This window comes from Vibrio rotiferianus CAIM 577 = LMG 21460, from assembly GCF_002741985.1.
Classification (GTDB): domain Bacteria; phylum Pseudomonadota; class Gammaproteobacteria; order Enterobacterales; family Vibrionaceae; genus Vibrio; species Vibrio rotiferianus.
In genome coordinates, this window is sequence record NZ_APHW01000026.1 from 1 (window position 1) to 22417 (window position 22417).

At 46.0% G+C, this 22417-nt stretch carries 23 protein-coding genes and 2 pseudogenes; 17 read left to right on the plus strand and 8 right to left on the minus strand.

Going from position 1 to position 22417, the window contains the following annotated elements:
• Nucleotides 1–277, plus strand: a pseudogene (locus tag B853_RS12715) (IS4 family transposase); the annotation flags it as partial.
• Nucleotides 278–337: 60 nt separating this feature from the next.
• On the opposite strand, the gene mscS reads toward B853_RS12715, so the two are convergent.
• The 4 genes from mscS to epd form a co-directional block, all read right to left on the minus strand.
• Nucleotides 338–1204, minus strand: a complete 867-nt coding sequence (gene mscS, locus B853_RS12720) for a small-conductance mechanosensitive channel MscS (RefSeq protein ID WP_038886330.1) — start codon at nucleotides 1202–1204, stop codon at nucleotides 338–340.
• A 456-nt stretch (nucleotides 1205–1660) separates the two neighbouring features.
• Nucleotides 1661–2737, minus strand: a complete 1077-nt coding sequence (fbaA, locus tag B853_RS12725; RefSeq protein WP_010450326.1) for a class II fructose-bisphosphate aldolase — start codon at nucleotides 2735–2737, stop codon at nucleotides 1661–1663.
• A 155-nt stretch (nucleotides 2738–2892) separates the two neighbouring features.
• Complete coding sequence (locus B853_RS12730; RefSeq protein ID WP_005436484.1) at nucleotides 2893–4053, minus strand: phosphoglycerate kinase; 1161 nt, start codon at nucleotides 4051–4053, stop codon at nucleotides 2893–2895.
• Between the two features lie 153 nt (nucleotides 4054–4206).
• Nucleotides 4207–5244, minus strand: coding sequence for an erythrose-4-phosphate dehydrogenase (epd, locus tag B853_RS12735; RefSeq protein WP_038886328.1), 1038 nt, complete (start codon nucleotides 5242–5244; stop codon nucleotides 4207–4209).
• 199 nt (nucleotides 5245–5443) lie between these two features.
• Here epd and B853_RS12740 point away from each other — a divergent pair, with 199 nt between their 5' ends.
• Nucleotides 5444–5680, plus strand: coding sequence for a hypothetical protein (locus B853_RS12740; RefSeq protein WP_010450330.1), 237 nt, complete (start codon nucleotides 5444–5446; stop codon nucleotides 5678–5680).
• A 50-nt stretch (nucleotides 5681–5730) separates the two neighbouring features.
• Here the strand turns inward: B853_RS12740 and tkt are convergent, their stop codons facing one another.
• Entirely contained in the window at nucleotides 5731–7740 is a 2010-nt protein-coding gene (gene tkt, locus B853_RS12745; protein ID WP_038886327.1) for a transketolase, read from the minus strand.
• A gap of 368 nt (nucleotides 7741–8108) precedes the next feature.
• On the opposite strand from tkt, the gene metK reads away from it, so the two are divergent.
• The 8 genes from metK (at nucleotide 8109) to ruvX (ending at nucleotide 14759) form a co-directional block, all read left to right on the plus strand.
• The gene (metK, locus tag B853_RS12750; protein ID WP_010450334.1) at nucleotides 8109–9263 is read left to right on the plus strand and encodes a methionine adenosyltransferase; all 1155 of its coding nucleotides are present in this window, start codon (nucleotides 8109–8111) and stop codon (nucleotides 9261–9263) included.
• 281 nt (nucleotides 9264–9544) lie between these two features.
• Nucleotides 9545–10342: a DUF2189 domain-containing protein gene (locus tag B853_RS12755; RefSeq protein ID WP_010450336.1), complete on the plus strand. Its 798-nt coding sequence runs from the start codon at nucleotides 9545–9547 to the stop codon at nucleotides 10340–10342.
• 67 nt (nucleotides 10343–10409) lie between these two features.
• On the plus strand, nucleotides 10410–10907 hold the full coding sequence (locus tag B853_RS12760) for a SprT family zinc-dependent metalloprotease (protein WP_038886325.1): 498 nt from the start codon (nucleotides 10410–10412) through the stop codon (nucleotides 10905–10907).
• 149 nt (nucleotides 10908–11056) lie between these two features.
• Nucleotides 11057–11752 (plus strand): deoxyribonuclease I, encoded by a 696-nt coding sequence (endA, locus tag B853_RS12765; RefSeq protein WP_038886324.1) that lies wholly within the window; start codon nucleotides 11057–11059, stop codon nucleotides 11750–11752.
• A 146-nt stretch (nucleotides 11753–11898) separates the two neighbouring features.
• A complete protein-coding gene (gene rsmE / locus B853_RS12770; protein WP_038886322.1) occupies nucleotides 11899–12630 on the plus strand; it encodes a 16S rRNA (uracil(1498)-N(3))-methyltransferase in 732 nt (243 codons plus the stop codon).
• Between the two features lie 13 nt (nucleotides 12631–12643).
• Complete coding sequence (gene gshB / locus B853_RS12775) at nucleotides 12644–13594, plus strand: glutathione synthase (RefSeq protein WP_005425823.1); 951 nt, start codon at nucleotides 12644–12646, stop codon at nucleotides 13592–13594.
• Nucleotides 13595–13722: 128 nt separating this feature from the next.
• Complete coding sequence (locus tag B853_RS12780) at nucleotides 13723–14286, plus strand: YqgE/AlgH family protein (RefSeq protein WP_010450344.1); 564 nt, start codon at nucleotides 13723–13725, stop codon at nucleotides 14284–14286.
• Nucleotides 14287–14333: 47 nt separating this feature from the next.
• Nucleotides 14334–14759, plus strand: coding sequence for a Holliday junction resolvase RuvX (gene ruvX / locus B853_RS12785; RefSeq protein WP_010450345.1), 426 nt, complete (start codon nucleotides 14334–14336; stop codon nucleotides 14757–14759).
• A 62-nt stretch (nucleotides 14760–14821) separates the two neighbouring features.
• On the opposite strand, the gene B853_RS12790 is transcribed toward ruvX, so the two are convergent.
• Together B853_RS12790 and B853_RS12795 are read right to left on the minus strand one after the other, a co-directional pair.
• Nucleotides 14822–15928: a PilT/PilU family type 4a pilus ATPase gene (locus B853_RS12790; RefSeq protein ID WP_010450346.1), complete on the minus strand. Its 1107-nt coding sequence runs from the start codon at nucleotides 15926–15928 to the stop codon at nucleotides 14822–14824.
• A gap of 29 nt (nucleotides 15929–15957) precedes the next feature.
• Complete coding sequence (locus B853_RS12795; RefSeq protein WP_010450347.1) at nucleotides 15958–16998, minus strand: type IV pilus twitching motility protein PilT; 1041 nt, start codon at nucleotides 16996–16998, stop codon at nucleotides 15958–15960.
• Nucleotides 16999–17026: 28 nt separating this feature from the next.
• Between B853_RS12795 and B853_RS12800 the strand changes: the two genes are divergently transcribed.
• From B853_RS12800 to hemW, 7 genes are all read left to right on the plus strand, one after another.
• Complete coding sequence (locus B853_RS12800; RefSeq protein WP_010450348.1) at nucleotides 17027–17737, plus strand: YggS family pyridoxal phosphate-dependent enzyme; 711 nt, start codon at nucleotides 17027–17029, stop codon at nucleotides 17735–17737.
• A gap of 131 nt (nucleotides 17738–17868) precedes the next feature.
• Complete coding sequence (gene proC / locus B853_RS12805; protein ID WP_038886319.1) at nucleotides 17869–18687, plus strand: pyrroline-5-carboxylate reductase; 819 nt, start codon at nucleotides 17869–17871, stop codon at nucleotides 18685–18687.
• Nucleotides 18688–18740: 53 nt separating this feature from the next.
• Nucleotides 18741–19298, plus strand: coding sequence for a YggT family protein (locus B853_RS12810; protein ID WP_010450350.1), 558 nt, complete (start codon nucleotides 18741–18743; stop codon nucleotides 19296–19298).
• Nucleotides 19298–19588, plus strand: coding sequence for a DUF167 family protein YggU (yggU, locus tag B853_RS12815; RefSeq protein ID WP_005425805.1), 291 nt, complete (start codon nucleotides 19298–19300; stop codon nucleotides 19586–19588). The genes B853_RS12810 and yggU overlap by 1 nt, the downstream gene beginning before the upstream one ends.
• A gap of 59 nt (nucleotides 19589–19647) precedes the next feature.
• Nucleotides 19648–20079 carry a DUF4426 domain-containing protein gene (locus tag B853_RS12820; protein WP_005425804.1) on the plus strand — a complete coding sequence of 144 codons (432 nt, stop codon included), beginning with the start codon at nucleotides 19648–19650 and terminating at the stop codon, nucleotides 20077–20079.
• Between the two features lie 158 nt (nucleotides 20080–20237).
• The gene (locus tag B853_RS12825; protein WP_005436525.1) at nucleotides 20238–20840 is read left to right on the plus strand and encodes an XTP/dITP diphosphatase; all 603 of its coding nucleotides are present in this window, start codon (nucleotides 20238–20240) and stop codon (nucleotides 20838–20840) included.
• A gap of 18 nt (nucleotides 20841–20858) precedes the next feature.
• Nucleotides 20859–22031 carry a radical SAM family heme chaperone HemW gene (hemW, locus tag B853_RS12830; protein ID WP_038886317.1) on the plus strand — a complete coding sequence of 391 codons (1173 nt, stop codon included), beginning with the start codon at nucleotides 20859–20861 and terminating at the stop codon, nucleotides 22029–22031.
• A 237-nt stretch (nucleotides 22032–22268) separates the two neighbouring features.
• On the opposite strand, the pseudogene B853_RS12835 reads toward hemW, so the two are convergent.
• Nucleotides 22269–22417 (minus strand): annotated as a pseudogene (locus B853_RS12835) (glutaminase); the annotation flags it as partial.

Below are 22417 nucleotides of genomic sequence, written 5' to 3' on the forward strand. Positions count from 1 at the left end.
ACTGCTAGCGTACAATTTGGTGCGCCTAGAGATGATTCATATTGCTCAAGACGCCGATGTAAGCCCAACTAGAGTTAGCTTTACAGCGGCAATAAACTTAATAGATACCCAGTTACGTTGGTTGGCACTGAGTCCTGATGGAACTCTACCGAGCAAACTCAAGCAAATGAGGGAGAGCATAAGTCACTTCATTTTACCGGATAAAAGAAAGGACCGAACGTATCCACGTTCAGTCCTTTTTGTCCCTACAAAATATCCATTTAGATATAAGCATTAATGCTTATCCGAACGGCATTAAGGCCATTGCCTCGCTTTTTTATGCTCTCAATCGAAGTGATTAAGCTTCTACTTTGTTCAAGTGAACATCCATTTGTGGGAATGGAATTTCGATGCCAGCTGCATCCAACGCTTCTTTGATTGCTAGAGTAGAATCGAAGTAAACGTCCCAGTAGTCAGCTGTTTTACACCATGGACGAACCACGAAGTTCACTGAAGAATCTGCTAGTGCTAGCACACCAATCGTCATGTCTGGATCTTTCAGGATACGAGGGTCTTTTTCTAGCGTTTCACGAATCACTTGCTTAGTCTGCTTAAGATCCGCTTTGTAAGATACACCAATCACCAAGTCAACGCGGCGAGTCTCATGACGTGAGTAGTTTGTGATTGCACCACCGATAACCGATGAGTTAGGCACAACAACCATCTTGTTGTCAGGTGTTTTTAGTACAGTTTGGAAGATTTGAATTGCTTCAACGCTACCAGCCACACCACCAATTTCCACATAGTCACCAGACTTGAATGGACGGAATGCAACAATCAATACGCCCGCTGCAAAGTTAGAAAGTGAACCTTGTAGAGCAAGACCAACTGCAAGACCTGCCGCACCAATTACTGCAACTACAGATGCTGTTTGAACACCTACACGACCAAGTGCCGCGATAAGTACAATAACAAATAGAAGGTAACGAACTAGACCGTGGACAAATTCAACAACCGCTTTGTCCATCTTTTTCTTTTCAAGTACTTTTGAAACACTATTCGCTACTGCTTTAACGATCATGTTACCGATAAATAGAATCAGTAGTGCAGAAATGATGTTCACACCGTACTGAATAAGAAGATCTGAGTTATTGGTTAGCCACGTTTCAGCTTTGCTCAAACCATCTGTTAAAGAGGTATCGATACCCATCGATTCACCTGCCATAATTCGTATCCTCAAAATAAAGATATAAAAATCTAATTGCCGTTAACTTATGAACCTTGTTTTTTATAGGTTCTTATCTACAACAACATCCCTATTGTTTTACTGAACAGTGTCAGATTTTTGGCACAATATCTCAAAACTGAATTTTTTCAAAGTCAGAGTTTCGCAAAGATATGCAAAACAAAGATTTATCAGAAATTTCTGATATTGGCTTGTTACAGAGTACGCAAAGGTTTTACATTTCGCCACACTTTTTGCTTAGTTCTATGCTACTTGGCGTCGAAATAGACCGGGTTTCGAAATTTATGTAAAAACGAAGGGATATGAAGTGAGGTGATCATATAGCAGTTGATTTAGTTATCAATTGCTCAGACATGGAGAATGTCGGAAGTCTCATAGTTTAGACATAAAAAACCCGCTCTAAGAGCGGGTCTTTAGAAACTCAGTTAAGACGAATTATAGTACGTCTACTGCGTTTAGGTCAGCAAATGCTTTCTCTAGACGAGCTACCATTGAAGCTTGACCAGCACGTAGCCATACGCGTGGATCGTAGTACTTCTTGTTTGGTGCGTCTTCGCCAGTTGGGTTACCGATTTGACCTTGTAGGTAATCGCGGTTTTCCGCTTCGTATGCACGGATACCATCCCATGTAGCCCACTGTGTATCAGTATCGATGTTCATTTTGATAACACCGTAGCCGATAGACTCTTGGATTTCTGCTTCAGTAGAACCAGAACCACCGTGGAATACGAAGTTTAGAGCGTTAGGTGCAATACCAAACTTCTCTGCACAGTATGCTTGAGAGTCACGTAGGATAGTTGGAGTTAGAACAACGTTACCTGGCTTGTAAACACCGTGTACGTTACCGAAAGACGCAGCGATAGTGAAGCGGTGTGAAACAGCGCTTAGTTTCTCGTATGCGTATGCAACGTCTTCTGGAGAAGTGTAAAGCTCAGAAGCGTCCATATCAGAGTTATCAACGCCGTCTTCTTCACCACCAGTACAACCAAGTTCGATCTCGATTGTCATGTTCATTTTAGCCATGCGCTCTAGGTACTTAGCACATGTTTCGATGTTCTCTTCTAGAGACTCTTCAGAAAGGTCTAGCATGTGAGAAGAGAATAGAGGCTTACCAGTTTGAGCGAAGAATTCTTCACCAGCGTCTAGTAGACCGTCGATCCATGGTAGAAGTTTCTTAGCAGCGTGGTCAGTGTGTAGGATTACTGGCACACCGTAAGCTTCTGCTACAGCGTGAACGTATTTAGCACCAGCTACAGCACCAAGGATTTGAGCACCTTGACCTTCAAGTTTAACGCCTTTACCAGCGAAGAAAGCAGCACCGCCGTTAGAGAACTGAACAACTACAGGAGCTTTAACTTTTGCAGCCGCTTCTAGTACAGCGTTTACAGAATCAGTACCAACAACGTTTACTGCTGGAAGTGCAAAGTTGTTCTCTTTTGCTACTTCAAATACTTTCTGAACGTCATCGCCAGAGATAACACCTGGTTTTACGAAGTCGAAGATCTTAGACATGGATGTAATCCTATTTATCTGTCGTTTTTTAAACAAAACTTGTTAAATTGAAAAATCTTGCAAACGTTTGCTCACAACTGAGGCTATTCTAGCAGAGTTCCACTCTCGTTGCAGCAAACAAGAAAGCGGGAGATGACTCCCCCGCTTTGCGATTATTACTTAGCGCGTGCTTCTAGCATTTCAACTGCTGGAAGTACTTTACCTTCTACGAACTCAAGGAAAGCACCGCCGCCAGTAGAGATGTAAGATACGTCAGCTTTGATACCGAACTTGTCGATAGCTGCTAGCGTGTCACCACCACCTGCAACAGAGAAGCCTTCAGAAGCTGCGATAGCTTCAGAGATACCTTTAGTACCTGCTTCGAAGTTCTTGAATTCGAATACGCCTACTGGACCGTTCCAAAGGATAGTCTTAGCGTTCTTAAGGATTTCTGCTAGTTCAGCAGTTGAATCTGGACCAAGGTCGAAGATCATATCGTCGTCTTGTACTTCAGAAACGTGCTTGATTTCAGCTTCTGCGTTCTCGTCGAATGCTTTCGCACATGCAACGTCAGTTGCTACTGGAATTGCACACTCGTCCATTAGCTTCTTAGCTGTTTCAACTAGGTCTGCTTCGTATAGAGACTTACCAACGTTGTGACCAGCAGCTGCGATGAATGTGTTAGCAATACCACCACCAACAACTAGTTGGTCAGCGATTTTAGATAGAGACTCAAGAACAGTTAGCTTAGTAGAAACTTTTGAACCACCTACGATAGCAACCATTGGACGAGCTGGCTTGTCCATTGCTTTGCCTAGTGCTTCTAGTTCGTTCGCTAGTAGAGGACCAGCACATGCTACGTCTGCATGCATACCAACACCGTGAGTAGATGCTTGTGCACGGTGAGCCGTACCGAACGCGTCCATTACGAAGATGTCACATAGAGAAGCGTATTGCTTAGATAGTTCTTCTTCGTTTTTCTTCTCGCCTTTGTTGAAGCGAACGTTTTCAAGAACAACTAGTTCACCAGCGTTTAGCTCTAGACCGTTTAGGTAGTCTTTCGCAAGTTTAACTTCGCAATCTAGTGCGTCGTTTAGGTAGTTAACTACAGGTTGTAGAGAGAACTCTTCAGCGTATTCACCTTCAGTTGGGCGACCTAGGTGAGAAGTAACCATTACTTTAGCGCCTGCTTCTAGACAGTGCTTGATAGTTGGAAGAGATGCGATGATACGTGCATCAGAAGTTACTTTACCGTCTTTTACTGGCACGTTTAGGTCAGCACGGATAAATACACGTTTACCTGCAAGATCCAGGTCAGTCATCTTGATTACAGACATGATGTGTCCTCTCAAATATTAAATAATTAAAGTTTTTAAAAACCCGGCAATCCTGCCAAGCCCGTTAATTCTTCAAACTGGTTATTGATATGGAGATACGTCAAATTTATTTCAAGGTCTAAAATAAAAATTTTCTCCATCGCTACTTCACTCTTATTGCTCCACTTGTGAAGAAGCTTGCATTGCTAAGGCGGTATCCAGCATCCGGTTAGCAAAGCCCCATTCGTTATCGCACCAAACGAGCATTTTTACGAGTTGCCCATTACTCACTCTGGTCTGAGTTCCATCCACAATTGCACTATGGGGATCGTGGTTAAAGTCGATAGAAACGAGTGGCGATTCAGTATAGTCAACAATGTTACGTAATGTACACTGAGATGCGTTAACAATGGTTTGATTTACGTCATTAACTTTCACATTTGTACTAATTGTGACACTTAAATCCATCGCCGTGACGTTTACAGTTGGTACTCGAACCGAAATTGCTTCAAATTTGTTGGAAAATTTCGGGAAGATTCTTTCAATCCCCTTATGCAACTTGGTATCAACTGGAATGATGGATTGACTGGCCGCGCGCGTGCGACGCAAATCATTATGGTAAGCATCGATAACTTGCTGATCGTTCATTGAAGAATGAATGGTTGTGATGGTGCCAGACTCAATGCCGAAGGCTTCATCCAAGACTTTGATGATTGGAACGATGCAGTTGGTGGTACATGAACCATTGGACACCACGCGGTGTTCGTCTTTCAGAGTTTCGTGGTTCACACCGTAAATAATGGTGTTATCGAGATCGCTCGCACCAGGGTGTGAAAACAGTACTTTTTGAGCGCCAGCTTCAATGTGGGCTTGGCCATCTGCTTGTGAGCCGAAGACACCAGTACAGTCGAGAACAATATCAACTTCGAGGTCACGCCATGGTAATAATTCAATCTCAGCAAGGTGAAGGATACGGATGGGGTCAAACTCGCCACTGTCATGGTGAACAAAAAGGTGCTGTTGATCATGAGAGATTTTCTTTCCAAAGCGGCCATGGCTGGTGTCATATTGAAGAAGATGAGCCATCGCTTCTGGCTGTGCCAGCTCATTTACCGCCACAACCTTAATCTGTTGGTGCTTACCACTCTCATATACTGCTCGCAGTACATTACGACCGATACGCCCAAATCCATTGATCGCAACCTTTAGCATTTATCCTTCGCCTCACTAAAAATTCGTGGCACAGATAGTACCTGATACGCAGACTGAACGCATTAAGTAAGTGATCTCACTCGCGGTAAACTATCTTTTCACTTCACGAAACATTCACTGCACTAATATATTAATTTCTGACACCGCATGTTTCGCTTGGCACTTTAACTCCTTGTTTGACCACCAAAAGGAAACGCGTATGTCAGGTTTTCCCGCTGCTCACTTTTGCAAGCGATGCAATAGAGAAACACCACACTCAGAGGTGCTGGTCCGTAAACCAAGCAGTTACGATACGGATAAATCGATTCTTGGAACCTTAAAACTTTGGGCTCATACCCTGATAAACGGCGGTCACTATTACGATATGGATCGTTATGTCACTTGTAAGGAATGTGGACACAAAGAGAAGGATAACTGGGGAAACGAATTTGAATAGGCACAAAAAAACCGAGCACTAACGCTCGGTTTTTCATTTCTAGCGCTAAATTACGCTAATAGTTCTTTTGCTGTATTCACTACGTTTTCTACAGTGAAACCAAACATTTCGAACAGTTGGTCAGCTGGCGCAGATTCACCAAACGTTGTCATACCGATGATACGACCGTCGAAGCCAACGTACTTGTACCAGAAGTCTGCAATGCCCGCTTCTACAGCGATACGTGCCGTTACGTCTGATGGCAGTACTGATTCACGGTAAGCCGCGTCTTGTTTGTCGAATGCATCTGTTGATGGCATTGAAACAACACGTACTTTCTTACCTTCAGCGGTTAGTTGCTCAGCCGCTTTCACAGCTAGCTCAACTTCTGAACCAGTCGCGATTAGGATTAGCTCAGGTTTACCATCGCTGTCTTTCAGGATGTAACCACCTTTTGCGATGTCTGCAACTTGCTCAGCAGTACGCTCTTGTTGTGCTAGGTTTTGACGAGAGAAGATAAGTGCTGATGGACCATCTTTACGTTCAATTGCTAGTTTCCAAGCTACCGCAGACTCAACTTGGTCACATGGACGCCATGTGCTCATGTTTGGAGTCAGACGTAGAGACGCGATTTGCTCAACTGGTTGGTGAGTTGGACCATCTTCGCCAAGACCGATAGAGTCGTGCGTGTAAACTTGGATGTTCTGAATTTTCATCAGAGCAGCCATACGCATTGCGTTACGTGCGTATTCCATGAACATTAGGAATGTCGCGCCGTAAGGAACGAAACCACCGTGTAGTGCGATACCGTTCATGATCGCTGTCATACCGAATTCACGTACACCGTAGTGGATGTAGTTACCAGAGAAGTCGTTCGCTTCTAGAGACTTAGAGCCAGACCACATAGTCAGGTTAGAAGGTGCTAGGTCAGCTGAGCCACCCATGAATTCTGGAAGCATTTGACCAAACGCTTCTAGTGCGTTTTGAGATGCTTTACGTGACGCGATGTTCGCTGGGTTTGCTTGAAGATCAGCAATGATTTGAGTTGCTTTCTCTTCCCATTCTGCAGGAAGTTCGCCGTTTAGACGACGCTTAAGCTCTGCTGCTTCAGCTGGGTAAGCCGCTGCGTATGCTTCAAACTTTGCGTTCCAAGCTGCTTCTTTCTCAGAACCTGCCGCTTTAGCATCCCACTCAGCGTATACGTCTGCAGGGATTTCAAATGCTGGGTGTTCCCAACCTAGGAATTCACGCGCTGCTGCGATTTCTTCAGCACCTAATGGTGCACCGTGACAATCGTGTGAACCAGATTTGTTTGGTGAACCAAAGCCGATGATAGTTTTAGTACAGATAAGTGTTGGACGAGGGTCTGCTTTCGCAGCGATGATTGCTGCGTTGATCGCTTCAGAGTCGTGACCATCTACAGCAGGGATTACGTGCCAGCCGTAAGATTCAAAACGCTTAGGTGTATCGTCAGAGAACCAACCTTCAACGTGACCATCGATAGAGATACCGTTGTCATCCCAGAATGCGATCAGTTTACCAAGGCCTAGTGTACCAGCAAGAGAACATGCCTCGTGCGAGATGCCTTCCATCAGACAGCCGTCGCCCATAAACACGTAAGTGAAGTGGTCAACGATGTCATGACCTTCTTTGTTGAACTGAGCTGCTAGCGCTTTCTCAGCCATAGCCATACCAACAGCGTTAGTAATGCCTTGACCTAGAGGACCTGTTGTTGTCTCGATACCAGGTGCGTAGCCGTACTCTGGGTGACCAGGAGTCTTAGAGTGAAGCTGGCGGAAGTTCTTAAGATCGTCGATAGACAGCTCGTAACCGCTCAGGTGCAGTAGAGAGTAAATCAGCATAGAGCCGTGACCGTTAGACAGTACGAAACGGTCGCGGTCAGCCCACTCTGGGTTAGCTGGGTTGTGGTTTAGGTGAGAACGCCAAAGAACTTCAGCGATATCAGCCATACCCATAGGTGCGCCTGGGTGGCCAGAGTTAGCTTGTTGAACACCATCCATGCTAAGAGCGCGGATTGCATTTGCGAGCTCTTTGTTTGAAAGAACGTTACGAGAAGACATGTCTGCTCCTGAGTGCATTAAGCGAATTGATAAAGGAATGTGGGCACTTTCATCTAGCGAGCTGAGTATAAAAGTGCGGGCAATATTCTCTCAAAGCCAAAATCTGACTGCAAACGTTTTACTCACCATTTTTGCGGTTTTAACTCAATCTTTTTGCAGTTACTGGTGAATTTATTAAAAATTCACCCCATCAAAAGCAAACGATTGGGTAATAAGCTAGACGAATTCAAATCGAAAAAGAGCTTGTAATTCGACCGTGGGAAATTAAAATAGACGTCTAGATGTAGAAACACCTACAAACTGTATTGTATTTTTCGTGGCAAGCTTGCGTTAGTTAGCCATGAGTAAACCTAAAGATTGGAGCTATCATGGCTAAGCACCTGTTCACTTCTGAGTCAGTATCAGAAGGTCATCCAGATAAAATCGCAGACCAAATCTCTGACGCAGTTCTTGATGCAATCCTTGAGCAAGACCCAAAAGCACGCGTTGCTTGTGAAACTTACGTAAAAACCGGCATGGTAATGGTTGGTGGTGAGATCACGACTTCTGCATGGGTTGATATTGAAGAATTGACTCGTGAAACAGTACGTGAGATCGGCTATGTTCATTCTGACATGGGCTTCGACGCAAACTCGTGTGCAGTTCTAAACACCATCGGTAAGCAATCTCCAGACATCAACCAAGGTGTTGATAAATCTGATCCTAAAGAGCAAGGCGCGGGCGACCAAGGCATCATGTTCGGTTACGCAACAAACGAAACTGAAATCCTAATGCCAGCTCCAATTACTTACTCTCACCGTCTTGTTCAAAAACAAGCGGAAGTGCGTAAAAACGGCACACTACCTTGGTTGCGTCCAGACGCTAAATCTCAGGTAACGTTCCAGTACGACCAAGGTAAGATCGTTGGTATCGACGCAGTTGTTCTTTCAACTCAACACTGTGACTCAATCTCTACTCCAGACCTACGTGAAGCAGTAATGGAAGAGATCATCAAGCCAGTACTACCTTCAGAGTGGATTAGCAAAGACACAAACTTCTTCATTAACCCAACCGGTCGTTTCGTTATCGGTGGTCCAATGGGTGACTGTGGTCTAACTGGTCGTAAAATCATCGTAGATACTTACGGCGGCGCAGCTCGTCACGGTGGTGGTGCATTCTCTGGTAAAGATCCATCGAAAGTAGACCGCTCTGCAGCTTACGCAGCACGTTACGTAGCGAAAAACATCGTAGCAGCTGGCATGGCTGACCGCTGTGAAATCCAACTTTCTTACGCAATCGGTGTTGCTGATCCAACGTCTATCATGGTTGAAACGTTCGGTACTGAAAAAGTATCTCACGACATCATCATTGAAGCAGTTCGCCAATTCTTCGACCTACGTCCATACGGTCTACAAGAAATGCTTAACCTTCTTCAACCAATCTACAAGAAGACAGCAGCATACGGTCACTTCGGTCGCGAAGAGTTCCCATGGGAAGCGACTGATAAAGCTGAACTTCTACGCGACTTCGCTGGCATCAAGTAATCAAGCCACGCAAGAATCGATAAAGCCCTCGCCTCTGGCGAGGGCTTTTTATTTTAGACCTGTCCATTCTTTTTCTCTTTCTCCTTGAACAAAAATTCGGCAATTATTTGTAAATTGCTCCATCTCCGCCAATAGTTAACATAATGTTAAATGCACTTTCGATGTATATAACGTAAACAGCTGTGATGCAGGCTCACGTGGCTAAACAGAGTCATGAAAAACGTCAGCCAACCATCTTTTATGGCCTAGGTGCCACCGTGGGAATAAATCAAGGAGGAGTTATGCCTCGTACCGTAAATCCATCTGACTTCCAAAATAAGCGAAAGGAAGTTCCAGATAACGAATACGCCAGAACCATTCCATGCAATACCGTGAATCTTTCTGCGCCATTCCACTGGCTCGCTCTAGGCCTGCATGACTTTGTCCGCATGCCGATCATCAGTGCCTTTTATGGCATCTGTTTTATGGCGGCCGCGATCGGCATTGTGTTATTGGTGCAATGGCAAGGCACACACTTGGTAGTGATGCCAAGTCTAATTGTCTACATGCTAATCGGCCCATTCCTAGCACTCGGCTTATATGACGCAAGTTGGGAGAGAGAGCGCGGACACAAACCAAGCTTGTTCCATTCAATGAAAGCCATTGGGCGCAACTCCACCTCCCAATGGGCATTCGCCGTTATGCTCGCAGTGTGTATGATTTTCTGGATGCGAATCGCCGCACTGCTTCACGCTCTATACCCTTCTGTGCAAGGTGCTCCACTTACTGAATTCCTACCATTTTTGGTTATAGGTTCTCTGGTCGGTTTTGTCTTGGCATGTGTGGTGTTCAGCATTTCCGCTTTCTCAATTCCACTTATGATGGAACGTCGCGTTGATATGATGACAGCCGTTTTCACCAGCTTCAACGCTGTAAAATCCAACATTCCTGCGATGATCGTATGGGCAGCCATTATTTGTGGCGGCATCTTAATCGGCTTTGCGACATACGGTATTGGTATGCTCTTCACTATGCCAATCCTAGGTTACGGTACATGGCATGCGTACCACGCGACTGTTAAGAAAAAACACACGCCTTAGAAAACAGATGTTATGATCCGGCCCTCGCAAACGCGGGGGCTTTTTTATTGAGTAAATGGGGTGAGTCGTGGATATAGAACTGAGCTACAAAGCCAAGCAAGTGATGGCAGATTGCATCGCGATGGCAGAGCAAGCTTTTGAGCGTTCTTTTCCTATTCCTTCTCTGACTTTCAATGTGCGTGGCAAAGCTGCGGGTAAAGCGTATTTGCAATTGAATGAAGTCCGTTTGAATCCCAAACTGTTCAGCGAAAATCCACAAGCGTTTATCCAAGAAGTTATTCCTCACGAAGTCGCCCATTTGATTACCTACCAAGTTTACGGTCGCGTTCGCCCACACGGAAAAGAGTGGCAAGGTGTCATGGAGGCGGTATTTAAAGTGCCTGCTAAAACCACTCACAGCTTTGATGTGGCCTCTGTTCAAGGTAAAACCTTTGAATACCAATGTAACTGTATGACCTACCCGTTATCGATTCGTCGCCATAACAAAGTTCTTCGTAAAGAAGCGGTGTATTCATGCCAAAAATGCCGCCGACCACTTAGCTTTACTGGCACGCAGCTCTCCTAACGCCACGAGCATCCACTTTTCTGTTCCAGAAAGAGAGACATTCAATCTCAAAGCACTGCTTTTCTAGAACTACTGTTAACTTACTCATCACTAAAGCCCATTTATGCGTGTTAGAATGAATAAAGTCATACTTTATAAAGACTTTAATCATGAAATACCTGTTCTCTTTATTCCTACTTGCGCTTTCTAGTGCGGCAATGGCTGCACCTCCAAGCTCTTTCTCTGCGGCTAAGCGTGAAGCGGTAAAAATTTACGCCGATCACCCAACCAGCTTCTACTGTGGTTGTGACATCAAATGGCAAGGTAAGAAAGGCGTACCGGATCTTGCTTCATGCGGCTACCAAGTTCGTAAGCAAGAAAAGCGCGCATCACGCATCGAATGGGAGCACGTTGTCCCAGCATGGCAATTCGGCCACCAGCGTCAGTGTTGGCAAAATGGTGGACGCAAAAACTGCACAAGAAACGACAAAGTTTTCAAATCAATGGAAGCTGATCTCCACAACCTGACTCCGGCTATCGGTGAGGTAAACGGCGACCGTTCAAACTACAACTTCAGTCAGTGGAACGGTATGGACGGCGTCAGCTACGGTCGTTGTGAAATGCAAGTTAACTTTAAGCAGCGTAAAGTCATGCCGCCCGATCGCGCGCGTGGTTCAATTGCGCGTACTTACCTCTACATGAGTAAAGAGTACGGCTTCAAACTTTCGAAACAACAAACTCAGTTAATGAGTGCTTGGAACAAAACCTACCCTGTTGACAAGTGGGAATGTGAGCGTGATGAGCGCATTGCTAAGATTCAAGGCAACCACAACCCATTCGTTCAAGAGGCTTGTCACGCACTGTAATTCTTCCTGCAATTATCGCGATACACCTCCGTAGTTTGAGGCGTTGTCATTTACTGCAATGGAAACGCCTCTTGCCCCTTGTTTTTTCGGTGGAAAGCATCCATGTTAGTGTCTAAACACTCGCGTATGCAGGAAATCGAAACACTATGCGTATCCCTCGAATTTATCATCCAGAAACCATTCAACAACTTGGCATCATTGCTCTGAGCGACGATGCTGCCGGCCATATTGGTCGCGTGCTGCGCATGAAAGAAGGGCAAGAAGTCCTACTGTTTGACGGTAGCGGCGCAGAATTCCCAGCAGTCATCAGCGAAGTCAGCAAAAAGAATGTAATGGTTGAGATCACTGAACGCGTAGAGAGCGACATTGAGTCACCACTTGATCTTCATCTTGGTCAGGTTATTTCGCGTGGCGACAAGATGGAATTCACCATCCAAAAATCGGTAGAACTTGGCGTCAATACGATTACACCGCTGATCTCTGAACGTTGTGGTGTGAAACTAGACCAAAAACGTTTTGAGAAGAAACTGGCTCAGTGGCAAAAGATTGCGATCAGTGCGTGTGAACAGTGTGGTCGCAACGTAGTACCTGAAATTCGCCCGATCATGAGTCTAGAAGAGTGGTGCCAAGAAGAGTACGACGGCTTGAAGCTGAACCTTCATCCTCGTGCGAAGTACTCGATCAACACTCTGCCAACGCCTGTTGAAAAAGTTCGTCTATTGATTGGTCCTGAAGGCGGTCTATCTTCCGACGAAATCGATATGACTCGCGAATACCAATTTGAAGAGACGCTACTCGGTCCTCGCGTTCTGCGCACCGAAACTGCGGCTCTGACAGCAATTACAGCCTTACAAGTTCGTTTCGGCGATCTTGGTTAAACGGAGAAAAATAATGATCAAACTCGGTATTGTAATGGACCCAATTTCGTCCATTAACATAAAGAAAGACTCTAGCTTTGCCATGATGCTTGAAGCGCAACGCCGCGGCTACGAAATCCATTACATGGAAATGAACGATCTGCACCTAGACCAAGGTAAAGCGATCGCTGATACTAAAGTAGTCGAGCTTAAAGAAGATCCAAACGGCTGGTACGAATTCAAATCAGAGCAGACTATTGAACTGTCTGAGCTTGATGCGGTACTGATGCGTAAAGATCCTCCGTTCGATACTGAATACATCTACGCGACTTACATCTTGGAGCGTGCTGAAGAGCAAGGCGCACTAATTGTTAACAAACCGCAGAGCCTACGCGACTGTAACGAGAAACTGTTCACAGCTTGGTTCCCAGAGCTAACGCCAACCACTATCGTGACGCGTAAAGCAGAAAAGATTAAAGCCTTCCGTGAAGAGCACGGTGATGTGATCCTAAAACCACTTGATGGTATGGGCGGCGCATCTATCTTCCGCGTTAAAGAGAACGATCCAAACGTATCTGTGATCATTGAGACGCTAACGAACCATGGTCAAAACTACGCGATGGCACAAACCTTCGTGCCAGACATCAGCAATGGTGACAAACGTATCCTAGTGGTTGATGGTGAACCAATGCCTTACTGCCTTGCTCGTATCCCTGCAAAGGGTGAAACGCGTGGTAACCTAGCGGCAGGCGGCACGGGTGAAGCTCGCCCACTAAGTGAAACTGATATGAAGATCGCTCAAGCAGTGGCACCGACCCTAAAAGAAAAAGGCCTTATCTTTGTTGGTCTTGACGTGATTGGCGACAAGCTTACAGAAATCAACGTAACTAGCCCTACTTGTATTCGTGAAATCGAAGCGGCTTTTGATATTTCAATCACTGGCAAGCTAATGGACGCAATTGAGCGCCGCGTAAAAGGCGAATAACTCAAACTGTATTACAGTTAATAAAGAGTGTTGCGGATTAAATTAAGCAAACTCATGCACATACCTATACGGGTGAAAACATGGTGTTTGCTTAAGTATTTTAATAGCCTTATAAGGTCGAGATGAGAATGAACCTCACAAACCACTTCTTAGTTGCCATGCCGGGAATGAAAGATCCCTACTTCCAGAATAGCGTTATCTACGTCTGTGAACACAACGAAGAAGGCGCTATGGGGTTGATGATCAACGCACCTGTCGATATCACGGTTGGTAGTATGCTTAATCAAGTCGAAGTGCAACCTGTGCACCCTCGACTGTTTGAAGCAAGCTTGGATAGGCCAGTTTACAACGGCGGTCCTGTATCTGAAGATCGCGGTTTTATCCTGCACAAGCCAAAAGACTACTACGAATCAAGCATTCAAATGACCGACGAACTGGCGGTGACTACCTCTAAAGACATCTTGTCAGTACTGGGGACAGAAGCTGAACCCAGCGACTATTTGGTAGCACTGGGATACTCAGGCTGGAGTGCGGGTCAGTTAGAAACCGAGTTGGCTGAGAATTCTTGGCTGACCATCGAAGCGACGCCTGAGATCATTTTCGATACACCGATTATCGATCGCTGGAAAAAAGCAGTCGAGAAGCTTGGCATCGATCCGAGTCAACTGTCTGCGGATGCTGGCCACGCTTAAAGGCGTAAACAACCACTACTTTCATTTATTTAGATTCGAGACTCCTTATGTCACGTACAATCATGGCCTTCGATTTCGGTACCAAGAGCATTGGTAGTGCCATCGGGCAAGAAGTCACAGGCACAGCCTCACCGCTAAAAGCATTCAAAGCGAATGACGGCATTCCAAACTGGGATGACATCGAAAAGCAAATTAAAGAGTGGCAACCAGACCTATTAGTGGTGGGTTTGCCGACAGACTTACACGGTAAAGATCTAGAAACCATTACACCACGAGCAAAGAAGTTCGCCAATCGTCTCCAAGGTCGTTACGGTTTGCCCGTTGAATTGCATGATGAACGCCTATCAACGGCAGAAGCACGCGCAGAGCTGTTCAGTATGGGTGGCTACAAAGCGCTATCGAAAGGCAATATCGACTGCCAATCCGCGGTGGTGATTCTTGAGAGCTGGTTTGAAAACCTTTGGGGTGAGTAGACATTTCAAGCGTAAATAAAAAAAGGTTGGCTTCTACCAACCTTCTTCATTTCTGGAGTAGATTAATCCATATCGATCTTAACGTTCGCCAGCGTGCCTGTAGAGAAGGCTTCACCGCGTTGCGTCTTCAACATCAAACGCAGATCGTTGGCTGAATCCGCACTGTGCAATGCATCTTCTTCGCTGATCTTACCTTGCATCACCAATTTGTAGAGCGATTGGTCGAAAGTCAACATCCCAAATTCGTTAGAGCGAGCCATGGTCGATTTCAACTCATGCAGATCACCTCGACGGATCAGATCAGAAACACGCGGGCTGTTTAATAAGATTTCAAACACGCCATGACGTCCTTGACCGTTTTTATCGCGGATCAACTGCTGACCTACCACACCTTTTAAGTTCATCGACAGATCAAACAGGAACTGATCTTTCTGATCTTTTGGCACTAGGTGCAAAATACGCTCAAGCGCTTGGTTTGCATTGTTGGCGTGCAGTGTCGCCATACACAAGTGACCTGTCTCAGCAAAGGTCATTGCGTATTCCATCGTTTCTCGGCTACGGATCTCACCAATCAAAATCATGTCTGGAGCCTGACGTAACGAGTTTTTCAACGCCACCTCATAGCTGTCGGTGTCTAGACCCACTTCACGCTGTGTCACGATACAACGCTTATGCTCGTGCACAAATTCAATCGGGTCTTCTACCGTCAGGATATGGCCAGTTTTGTTGTTGTTTCGATAGCCCGTCATCGCCGCCATGGTGGTCGACTTACCAGAACCAGTTGCACCAACTACCAGTACTAAACCACGCTTGGCAATGGCAAGATCTTGCAGCACCAAAGGTAACTTGAGTTGCTCAAACGTCGGAATATTGGTTTCAATACGACGAATGACTGCTCCCGGCAATTCACGTTGGAAAAAGGCACTAACACGGAAGCGACCACAATCACGGACAATGGCAAAGTTAGACTCACGGCTTTTGCGAAACTCCTGACGTCGCTCTGGGTCCATCGCGCTGTCAAGCAACAAGGCGACGTCATTTTCAGTCAACTTATCGCCTTGCGGGCGCAGTTCGCCATCGACACGAAACAAGATCGGTGCACCAACAGTGATATAGAGATCCGACGCTTTTAACGCCAGCATGCCTTCGAGAAATTTATTCAGGTCCATTATCCGTCTTCATTTTATCAAGATGTCTATTACGAGAATTGCTGCGCTTCAATTTCGATTTTCTTATCCACTTCTTCACGAGTAACCATACCTTGCGCCATCAGTTGACGAGCGTTTTGCTCCATGGTTTGCATACCGTGCGCCGCACCAGTTTGAATGATTGAATACATCTGTGCGACTTTATCTTCTCGAATAAGGTTACGGATCGCTGGTGTCGCCATCATGATTTCATGACAGGCAATACGACCGCCGCCGTTACGTTTTAATAGTTTTTGCGCGATAACCGAACGCAATGATTCAGACAGCATCGAACGCACCATGTCTTTGTCACTACCAGGGAAGACGTCAATGATACGGTCGATGGTTTTCGCTGCTGAGCTAGTGTGCAGCGTACCGAAAACAAGGTGGCCCGTTTCAGCGGCTGTCAGCGCCAAACTGATGGTCTCTTTATCACGCATCTCACCAACTAGAATTACATCCGGGTCTTCACGCAATGCGCTGCGCAGTGCGTTTTGGAAGCTGTGTGTATCACGGTGTACTTCACGTTGGTTGATCAGACACTTATTGTTGGTGTGAACAAATTCAATCGGATCTTCAATTGTTAGGACATGCTTATTGTGATTACGGTTAATGTAGTCAACAATGGCAGCCAAGGTAGTCGATTTACCAGAACCTGTTGGGCCGGTAACCAGTACCAAACCTTTTTCGGCATTGGCGATCTTTCTGAAGATCTCTGGGGCTTCTAGCTCTTCCAGTGTTGGGATGCTACTTGGGATGGTACGGAACACAGCCGCACAACCGCGAGATTGGTTGAAGGCGTTGACACGAAAACGGCCAACGTTATGCAATTCAAATGAGAAGTCGACTTCGAGTTTTTCTTCGAACTCACTGCGCTGCGCATCGTTCATGATTTCAAAAACCAAACGATGCACTTCTTGGTGTGTAAACGCTGGAATGCCCAGTTTTCTCACATCACCATCAATACGAACCATTGGTGGTACACCTGCAGAAAGATGTAGATCCGAAGCATTATGTTTTACACTAAAATCCAGTAACTCAGTGATATCCATTTAAAATCCTTAAGTCTAAAGTACAGCTATGAGTAGTATTCAACAAAACATTGAACATATCACCTCTCAAATTCGACACGACGAACAAAAGTGCGGTCGTTCTCCAGAGTCAGTGCAACTTCTAGCAGTAAGCAAAACTAAACCTGTCGAGGCAATTCTCGAAGCTTACCAAGCTGGTCAAATAGCATTTGGTGAAAACTACGTCCAAGAGGGCGTCAGTAAAGTTCAGCACTTTGCCGAGCATTATCCAGATAATCGAATCGAATGGCACTTCATTGGTCCAATTCAATCCAATAAATCACGCCCTGTCGCTGAACATTTCGATTGGGTTCACACCATTGATCGCGCTAAGATCGCTCAACGTCTCAATGATCAGCGCCCTAGTGAACTAAAACCGCTACAAGTTCTGATTCAAGTTAACACCAGTGGTGAAGAATCAAAATCTGGTGTCGCCGATGCAGAAATATTCGAGCTAGCTGAGTTGATTTCTCGCCTGCCAAACCTCACGTTAAGAGGGTTGATGTCAATTCCTGCTAACGTGCCTGATTACGAGTCACAACTTCGTGCATTCAAACAACTTGAGGAGCTAAAGCAAAAGCTAGCTCAGCAATACCCAGATGTCGACACACTGTCCATGGGGATGAGCGGTGACATGGATGCAGCAATCGAAGCAGGTAGCACCATGGTGCGCATCGGCACGGCGATCTTTGGCGCGCGCGACTACAGCAAACAGCAATAAAAGCGACTCGTTGTCAGACACTGCGAATTTGAGTCTGACTGCCTTCTCTTTCGGCAGTCAGAGCAATGTGGTGCAATTATACACCTGAGCGCACAACAAATTGTAAGAATTTATATTTGGAAATCAGACATATGGAACATAAAAAGATTGCCTTTATCGGCGCGGGAAACATGGTGCGAGCGATTGTTTCTGGCCTTGTAGCAAATGGCTACCCTGCACAGAACATCGTTGCGACCGCACCATCTGACACGCGTCGCCAACCTCTTGAGCAAGACTTTGGTATCCGCACCACCAGCGATAACATCGCAGCCGCGTCAGAAGCGGATGTTGTGGTATTGTCTGTAAAACCACAAATGATGGAAGGCGTTTGTAAACCACTGCAATCTATCGACTTCAGTGACAAACTGGTTATCTCCATCGCGGCAGGCATAAACTGTTCACGTTTGGATGACATGCTAGCAGCTAAGCTGAACTTGGTTCGCGTGATGCCAAACACGCCATCGCAACTTGGTCTAGGCATGAGTGGGCTTTATGCTCCTGAACATGTGCAAGAACAAGATAGAGCCTTCGCGGCAGAGCTAATGCAAGCCTGCGGTAAGGTATGTTGGGTTGAAAAAGAGTCTGGCATCAACAACGTGATAGCAGCGGCAGGCAGTGCACCAGCTTACTTCTTCCTGTTTATGGAAGCGATGCAAGCAGAAGCGATTGCTCAAGGCTTCGATAAAGACACTGCTCGCACGTTAGTTCAACAATCCGCGCTTGGTGCAGCAAGCATGGTGGTAGAAAACCCAGAAACTGAGCTTTCTACACTGCGTGAGAACGTGACATCAAAAGGCGGCACGACAGCAGAAGCACTACGTACGTTCAACGAGTACCAACTGCCTGATATTGTGGCGAAAGCAATGCAAGCTGCAGTTGCTCGCGCTGAAGAAATGGAAAAACTGTTTTAATGACTTGAGTGATACCCACTCTGTGTCACTCACTTACTTGTTAAGGGTACCTTATGAATTCAATGAGTTTTCTAATCTCAACCCTATTTGACCTGTACATCATGGTCGTGATTTTACGTATTTGGTTGCAGGCTGCACGGGCAGATTTCTACAACCCATTCTCGCAGTTTATTGTCAAAGCAACTCAACCGATTGTAGGACCGCTGCGCCGCGTGATCCCATCCATCGGTAGCATCGACTTAGCGACGGTACTGTTCGCTTACGTGCTGTGTGTGCTTAAGTTTGTTGCTCTGATCCTAATTGCTTCAAGTGGTTCAGTTTCTTTCAGTGCTGATTTCCTATTCCTAGGTTTACTATCGCTGGTTAAAGCCGCAGGTGGCTTGTTGTTCTGGGTACTACTGATCCGCGCAATCCTAAGCTGGGTTAGTCAAGGTCGCAGCCCTATCGAGTACGTGTTCCACCAACTAACAGAACCAATGCTAGCGCCAATCCGTCGCATCATCCCTGCAATGGGTGGCTTCGACTTAAGCGTACTAGTACTGTTCATCGGCCTGCAATTCGCTAACTTCCTAATGGGCGACATGATTGGTCCTATCTGGTATCAACTATAATGTCAGAAGCAGTTTGGCATGATGGCGAGGATGTAGTGCTTCGGCTCTACATCCAACCAAAAGCAAGCCGCGACAAGATCGTCGGCTTACATGGTGAAGAACTCAAAATTGCCATCACCGCACCGCCTGTTGATGGAAAAGCGAATGCGCACCTAACCAAATTTTTAGCCAAACAATTTAAAGTTGCTAAAGGTTTGGTTCACATAGAAAAAGGTGAACTGGGACGTCATAAACAAATTCGGATAGAATCCCCAGTACAAATACCAACAGAAATTAAAGCCATCATTTGATGGCTTTTTATTTACGAAATTCGTACCAATAATAAAACGCCCGATTCGAGGAAGTGATAATGAGCAAATGGATTACCGCCCTACTGATCAGCCTGTTGTCTTTACCAAGCATGGCAGGTCAGTTCAAAACCATGAAAGACATCGAGGTCCACTACATCGCGTTTAACTCGACCTTTTTAACTCCCAAGATCGCCCGTAGCTACGACATCAAGCGTAATGGCTACAATGCCGTACTGAACATCAGTGTTCTCGACAGTGCCTCTCTGGGTAAACCTGCCGTTGAAGCTAAAATCAGTGGTCAGGCGAAGAACCTTATCGGTCAAACGCAAAAGCTCACCTTCCGTGAAGTGAAAGAAGGCGATGCGATTTACTACCTAGCAGAGCTCGGTATTACTAACGAAGAAACTTTTACCTTCGATATTGACGTTAAAGCTGGAAACAAAGGCTCAGGTAAGCTTAAATTCACCCAGAAATTTTATGTCGAAGAGTAATTAGGTTGTAATGATCTAAAAGCTTTTAGAACATCATAGCCTTAGGGTTTGTTTACCTTTCGAGCTGATTTTTGCAGCGAAAGGTCAACAGACCCTAGAACCAATTTAATCAGGGAGAACACTGCGTTCTCCCTTTATCGCTACAGAAAGAGACGACCATGAAAAAGATAGTGCTAGCAACAGGCAACCAAGGCAAAGTTCGTGAGATGGCAGATCTGCTGTCTGACTTCGGTTTTGAAGTATTGGCGCAAAGTGAATTCAACGTATCTGAAGTAGCAGAAACTGGCACCACTTTCATCGAAAACGCGATCATCAAAGCTCGCCATGCAGCACAAGAAACGGGGCTTCCTGCGATTGCCGACGACTCTGGCTTAGAAGTTGATTTCTTGAAAGGCGCTCCGGGCATTTACTCTGCACGCTATGCAGGTGAAAAAGCCTCTGACCAAGAGAACCTAGAGAAGCTGCTTAAAGCAATGGAAGGCGTACCAGAAGCAGAGCGCACCGCTCGTTTCCACTGCGTATTGGTTTTGATGCGTCACGAGAACGACCCAACCCCTATCGTTTGTCACGGTAAGTGGGAAGGTCGCATTCTCACTGAAGCACACGGTGAAAATGGCTTTGGCTACGACCCAATCTTCTTCGTTCCAGAAGATAACTGCGCGTCAGCCGAACTTGAGCCAGCGCGTAAAAAACAACTGTCTCACCGCGGTAAAGCACTCAAGTCGTTGTTTGCTCAACTGTCTGAGCAAGTGTCTCAGTAATCACGAGCGAATTAGACCATGTTAACGCCCCCTGCACTGAGCTTGTATGTACACATCCCGTGGTGTGTACAAAAGTGCCCATATTGCGACTTTAACTCTCACGCACTTAAAGCCGAGATCCCAGAAGAAGAGTACATCAATGCCCTTCTTGAAGATTTGGATACCGACATTGAGAAATACCGTCTTAACGAAGCGCCACGTCCACTGCATTCAATCTTCATTGGTGGTGGTACGCCGAGCTTGATTTCGGCAGAAGGCATCGAGCGTCTACTTAAAGGCATTGAAGCGCGTATTCCGTTCAAGCCTGAAATCGAAATCACCATGGAAGCTAACCCAGGCACCATTGAAGCTGAGCGTTTTGTTGGCTACCGCAAGGCTGGTGTAACGCGAATCTCTATCGGCGTGCAAAGCTTTGAACAACAGAAGCTTGAGCGTTTGGGGCGCATTCACGGTCAAGACGAAGCCGTCAATGCTGCTAAGCTGGCGCACCAAATCGGTTTGAACAGCTTTAACCTCGATCTCATGCACGGTTTGCCTGATCAAAGCATCGAACAAGCCTTAGCAGATTTGGACAAAGCGATTGAGTTGGCGCCGCCGCACCTATCTTGGTATCAGCTGACCATCGAACCAAACACCATGTTCTACTACAAGCCACCGACTTTGCCAGATGACGATGACTTGTGGGATATCTTCGAGCAAGGACATGAGAAGCTTGCTGCGGCAGGTTACGTTCAATACGAGATTTCAGGTTACAGCAAGCCGGGCTATCAGTGTCAGCACAACCTGAACTACTGGCGCTTTGGTGACTATCTTGGCATTGGTTGTGGCTCACACGGTAAGCTGAGCTTTGCTGATGGTCGCATCGTTCGTACCACTAAGGTCAAACACCCACGTGGCTATCTGATGGCATACCAAAACATGGTGAAGCCGTACTTGGATAGTGAACAGCTTGTGGCTAATGAAGATCGTCCGTTTGAGTTCTTTATGAACCGTTTCCGCTTAATGGAAGCGTGCCCGAAACAAGACTACATCGATACGACAGGTCTACCTCTGAGCTCAATTCAAGAGACTATCGATTGGGCGCTTGAGATGGGTTACCTGAGTGAAACAGAGACTCACTGGCAAATTACCGAGAAAGGTAAGCTGTTCCTGAATGACTTGCTTGAAGCCTTTATGGCGGAAGAGGAATAAGAAAGGGAATCGAGATTCGGGAACGGACTGCGTCATATGGAACGCTGCGCTCCGAGAGATTCGCAGAAACTACTGCGGTATATTCGACTAAGCCGATGTTGCAAGTCTTTGTCTCAGCTAAAAATAACAAAGGGTTGGCGCTCAAACGCCAACCCTTTCTTTTATTCGTAACAACACTTATCTAAAACGAAGCGTTCCCAAAGGACGCAGTCCGTCCTCGCTTCTCGCCTCTTTTCCTTAGAAAATCGAACGACCAATGCGCTCGGCAAGTAGCTCAAGCGCTTTAGTACCAGCAAGTGAGTTGCCAGATGCATCAAGCTCTGGTACCAAACAGCAATTGTCATTTCACCCGGAACGACAGCGATGAGCCACCACCAACACCTGAC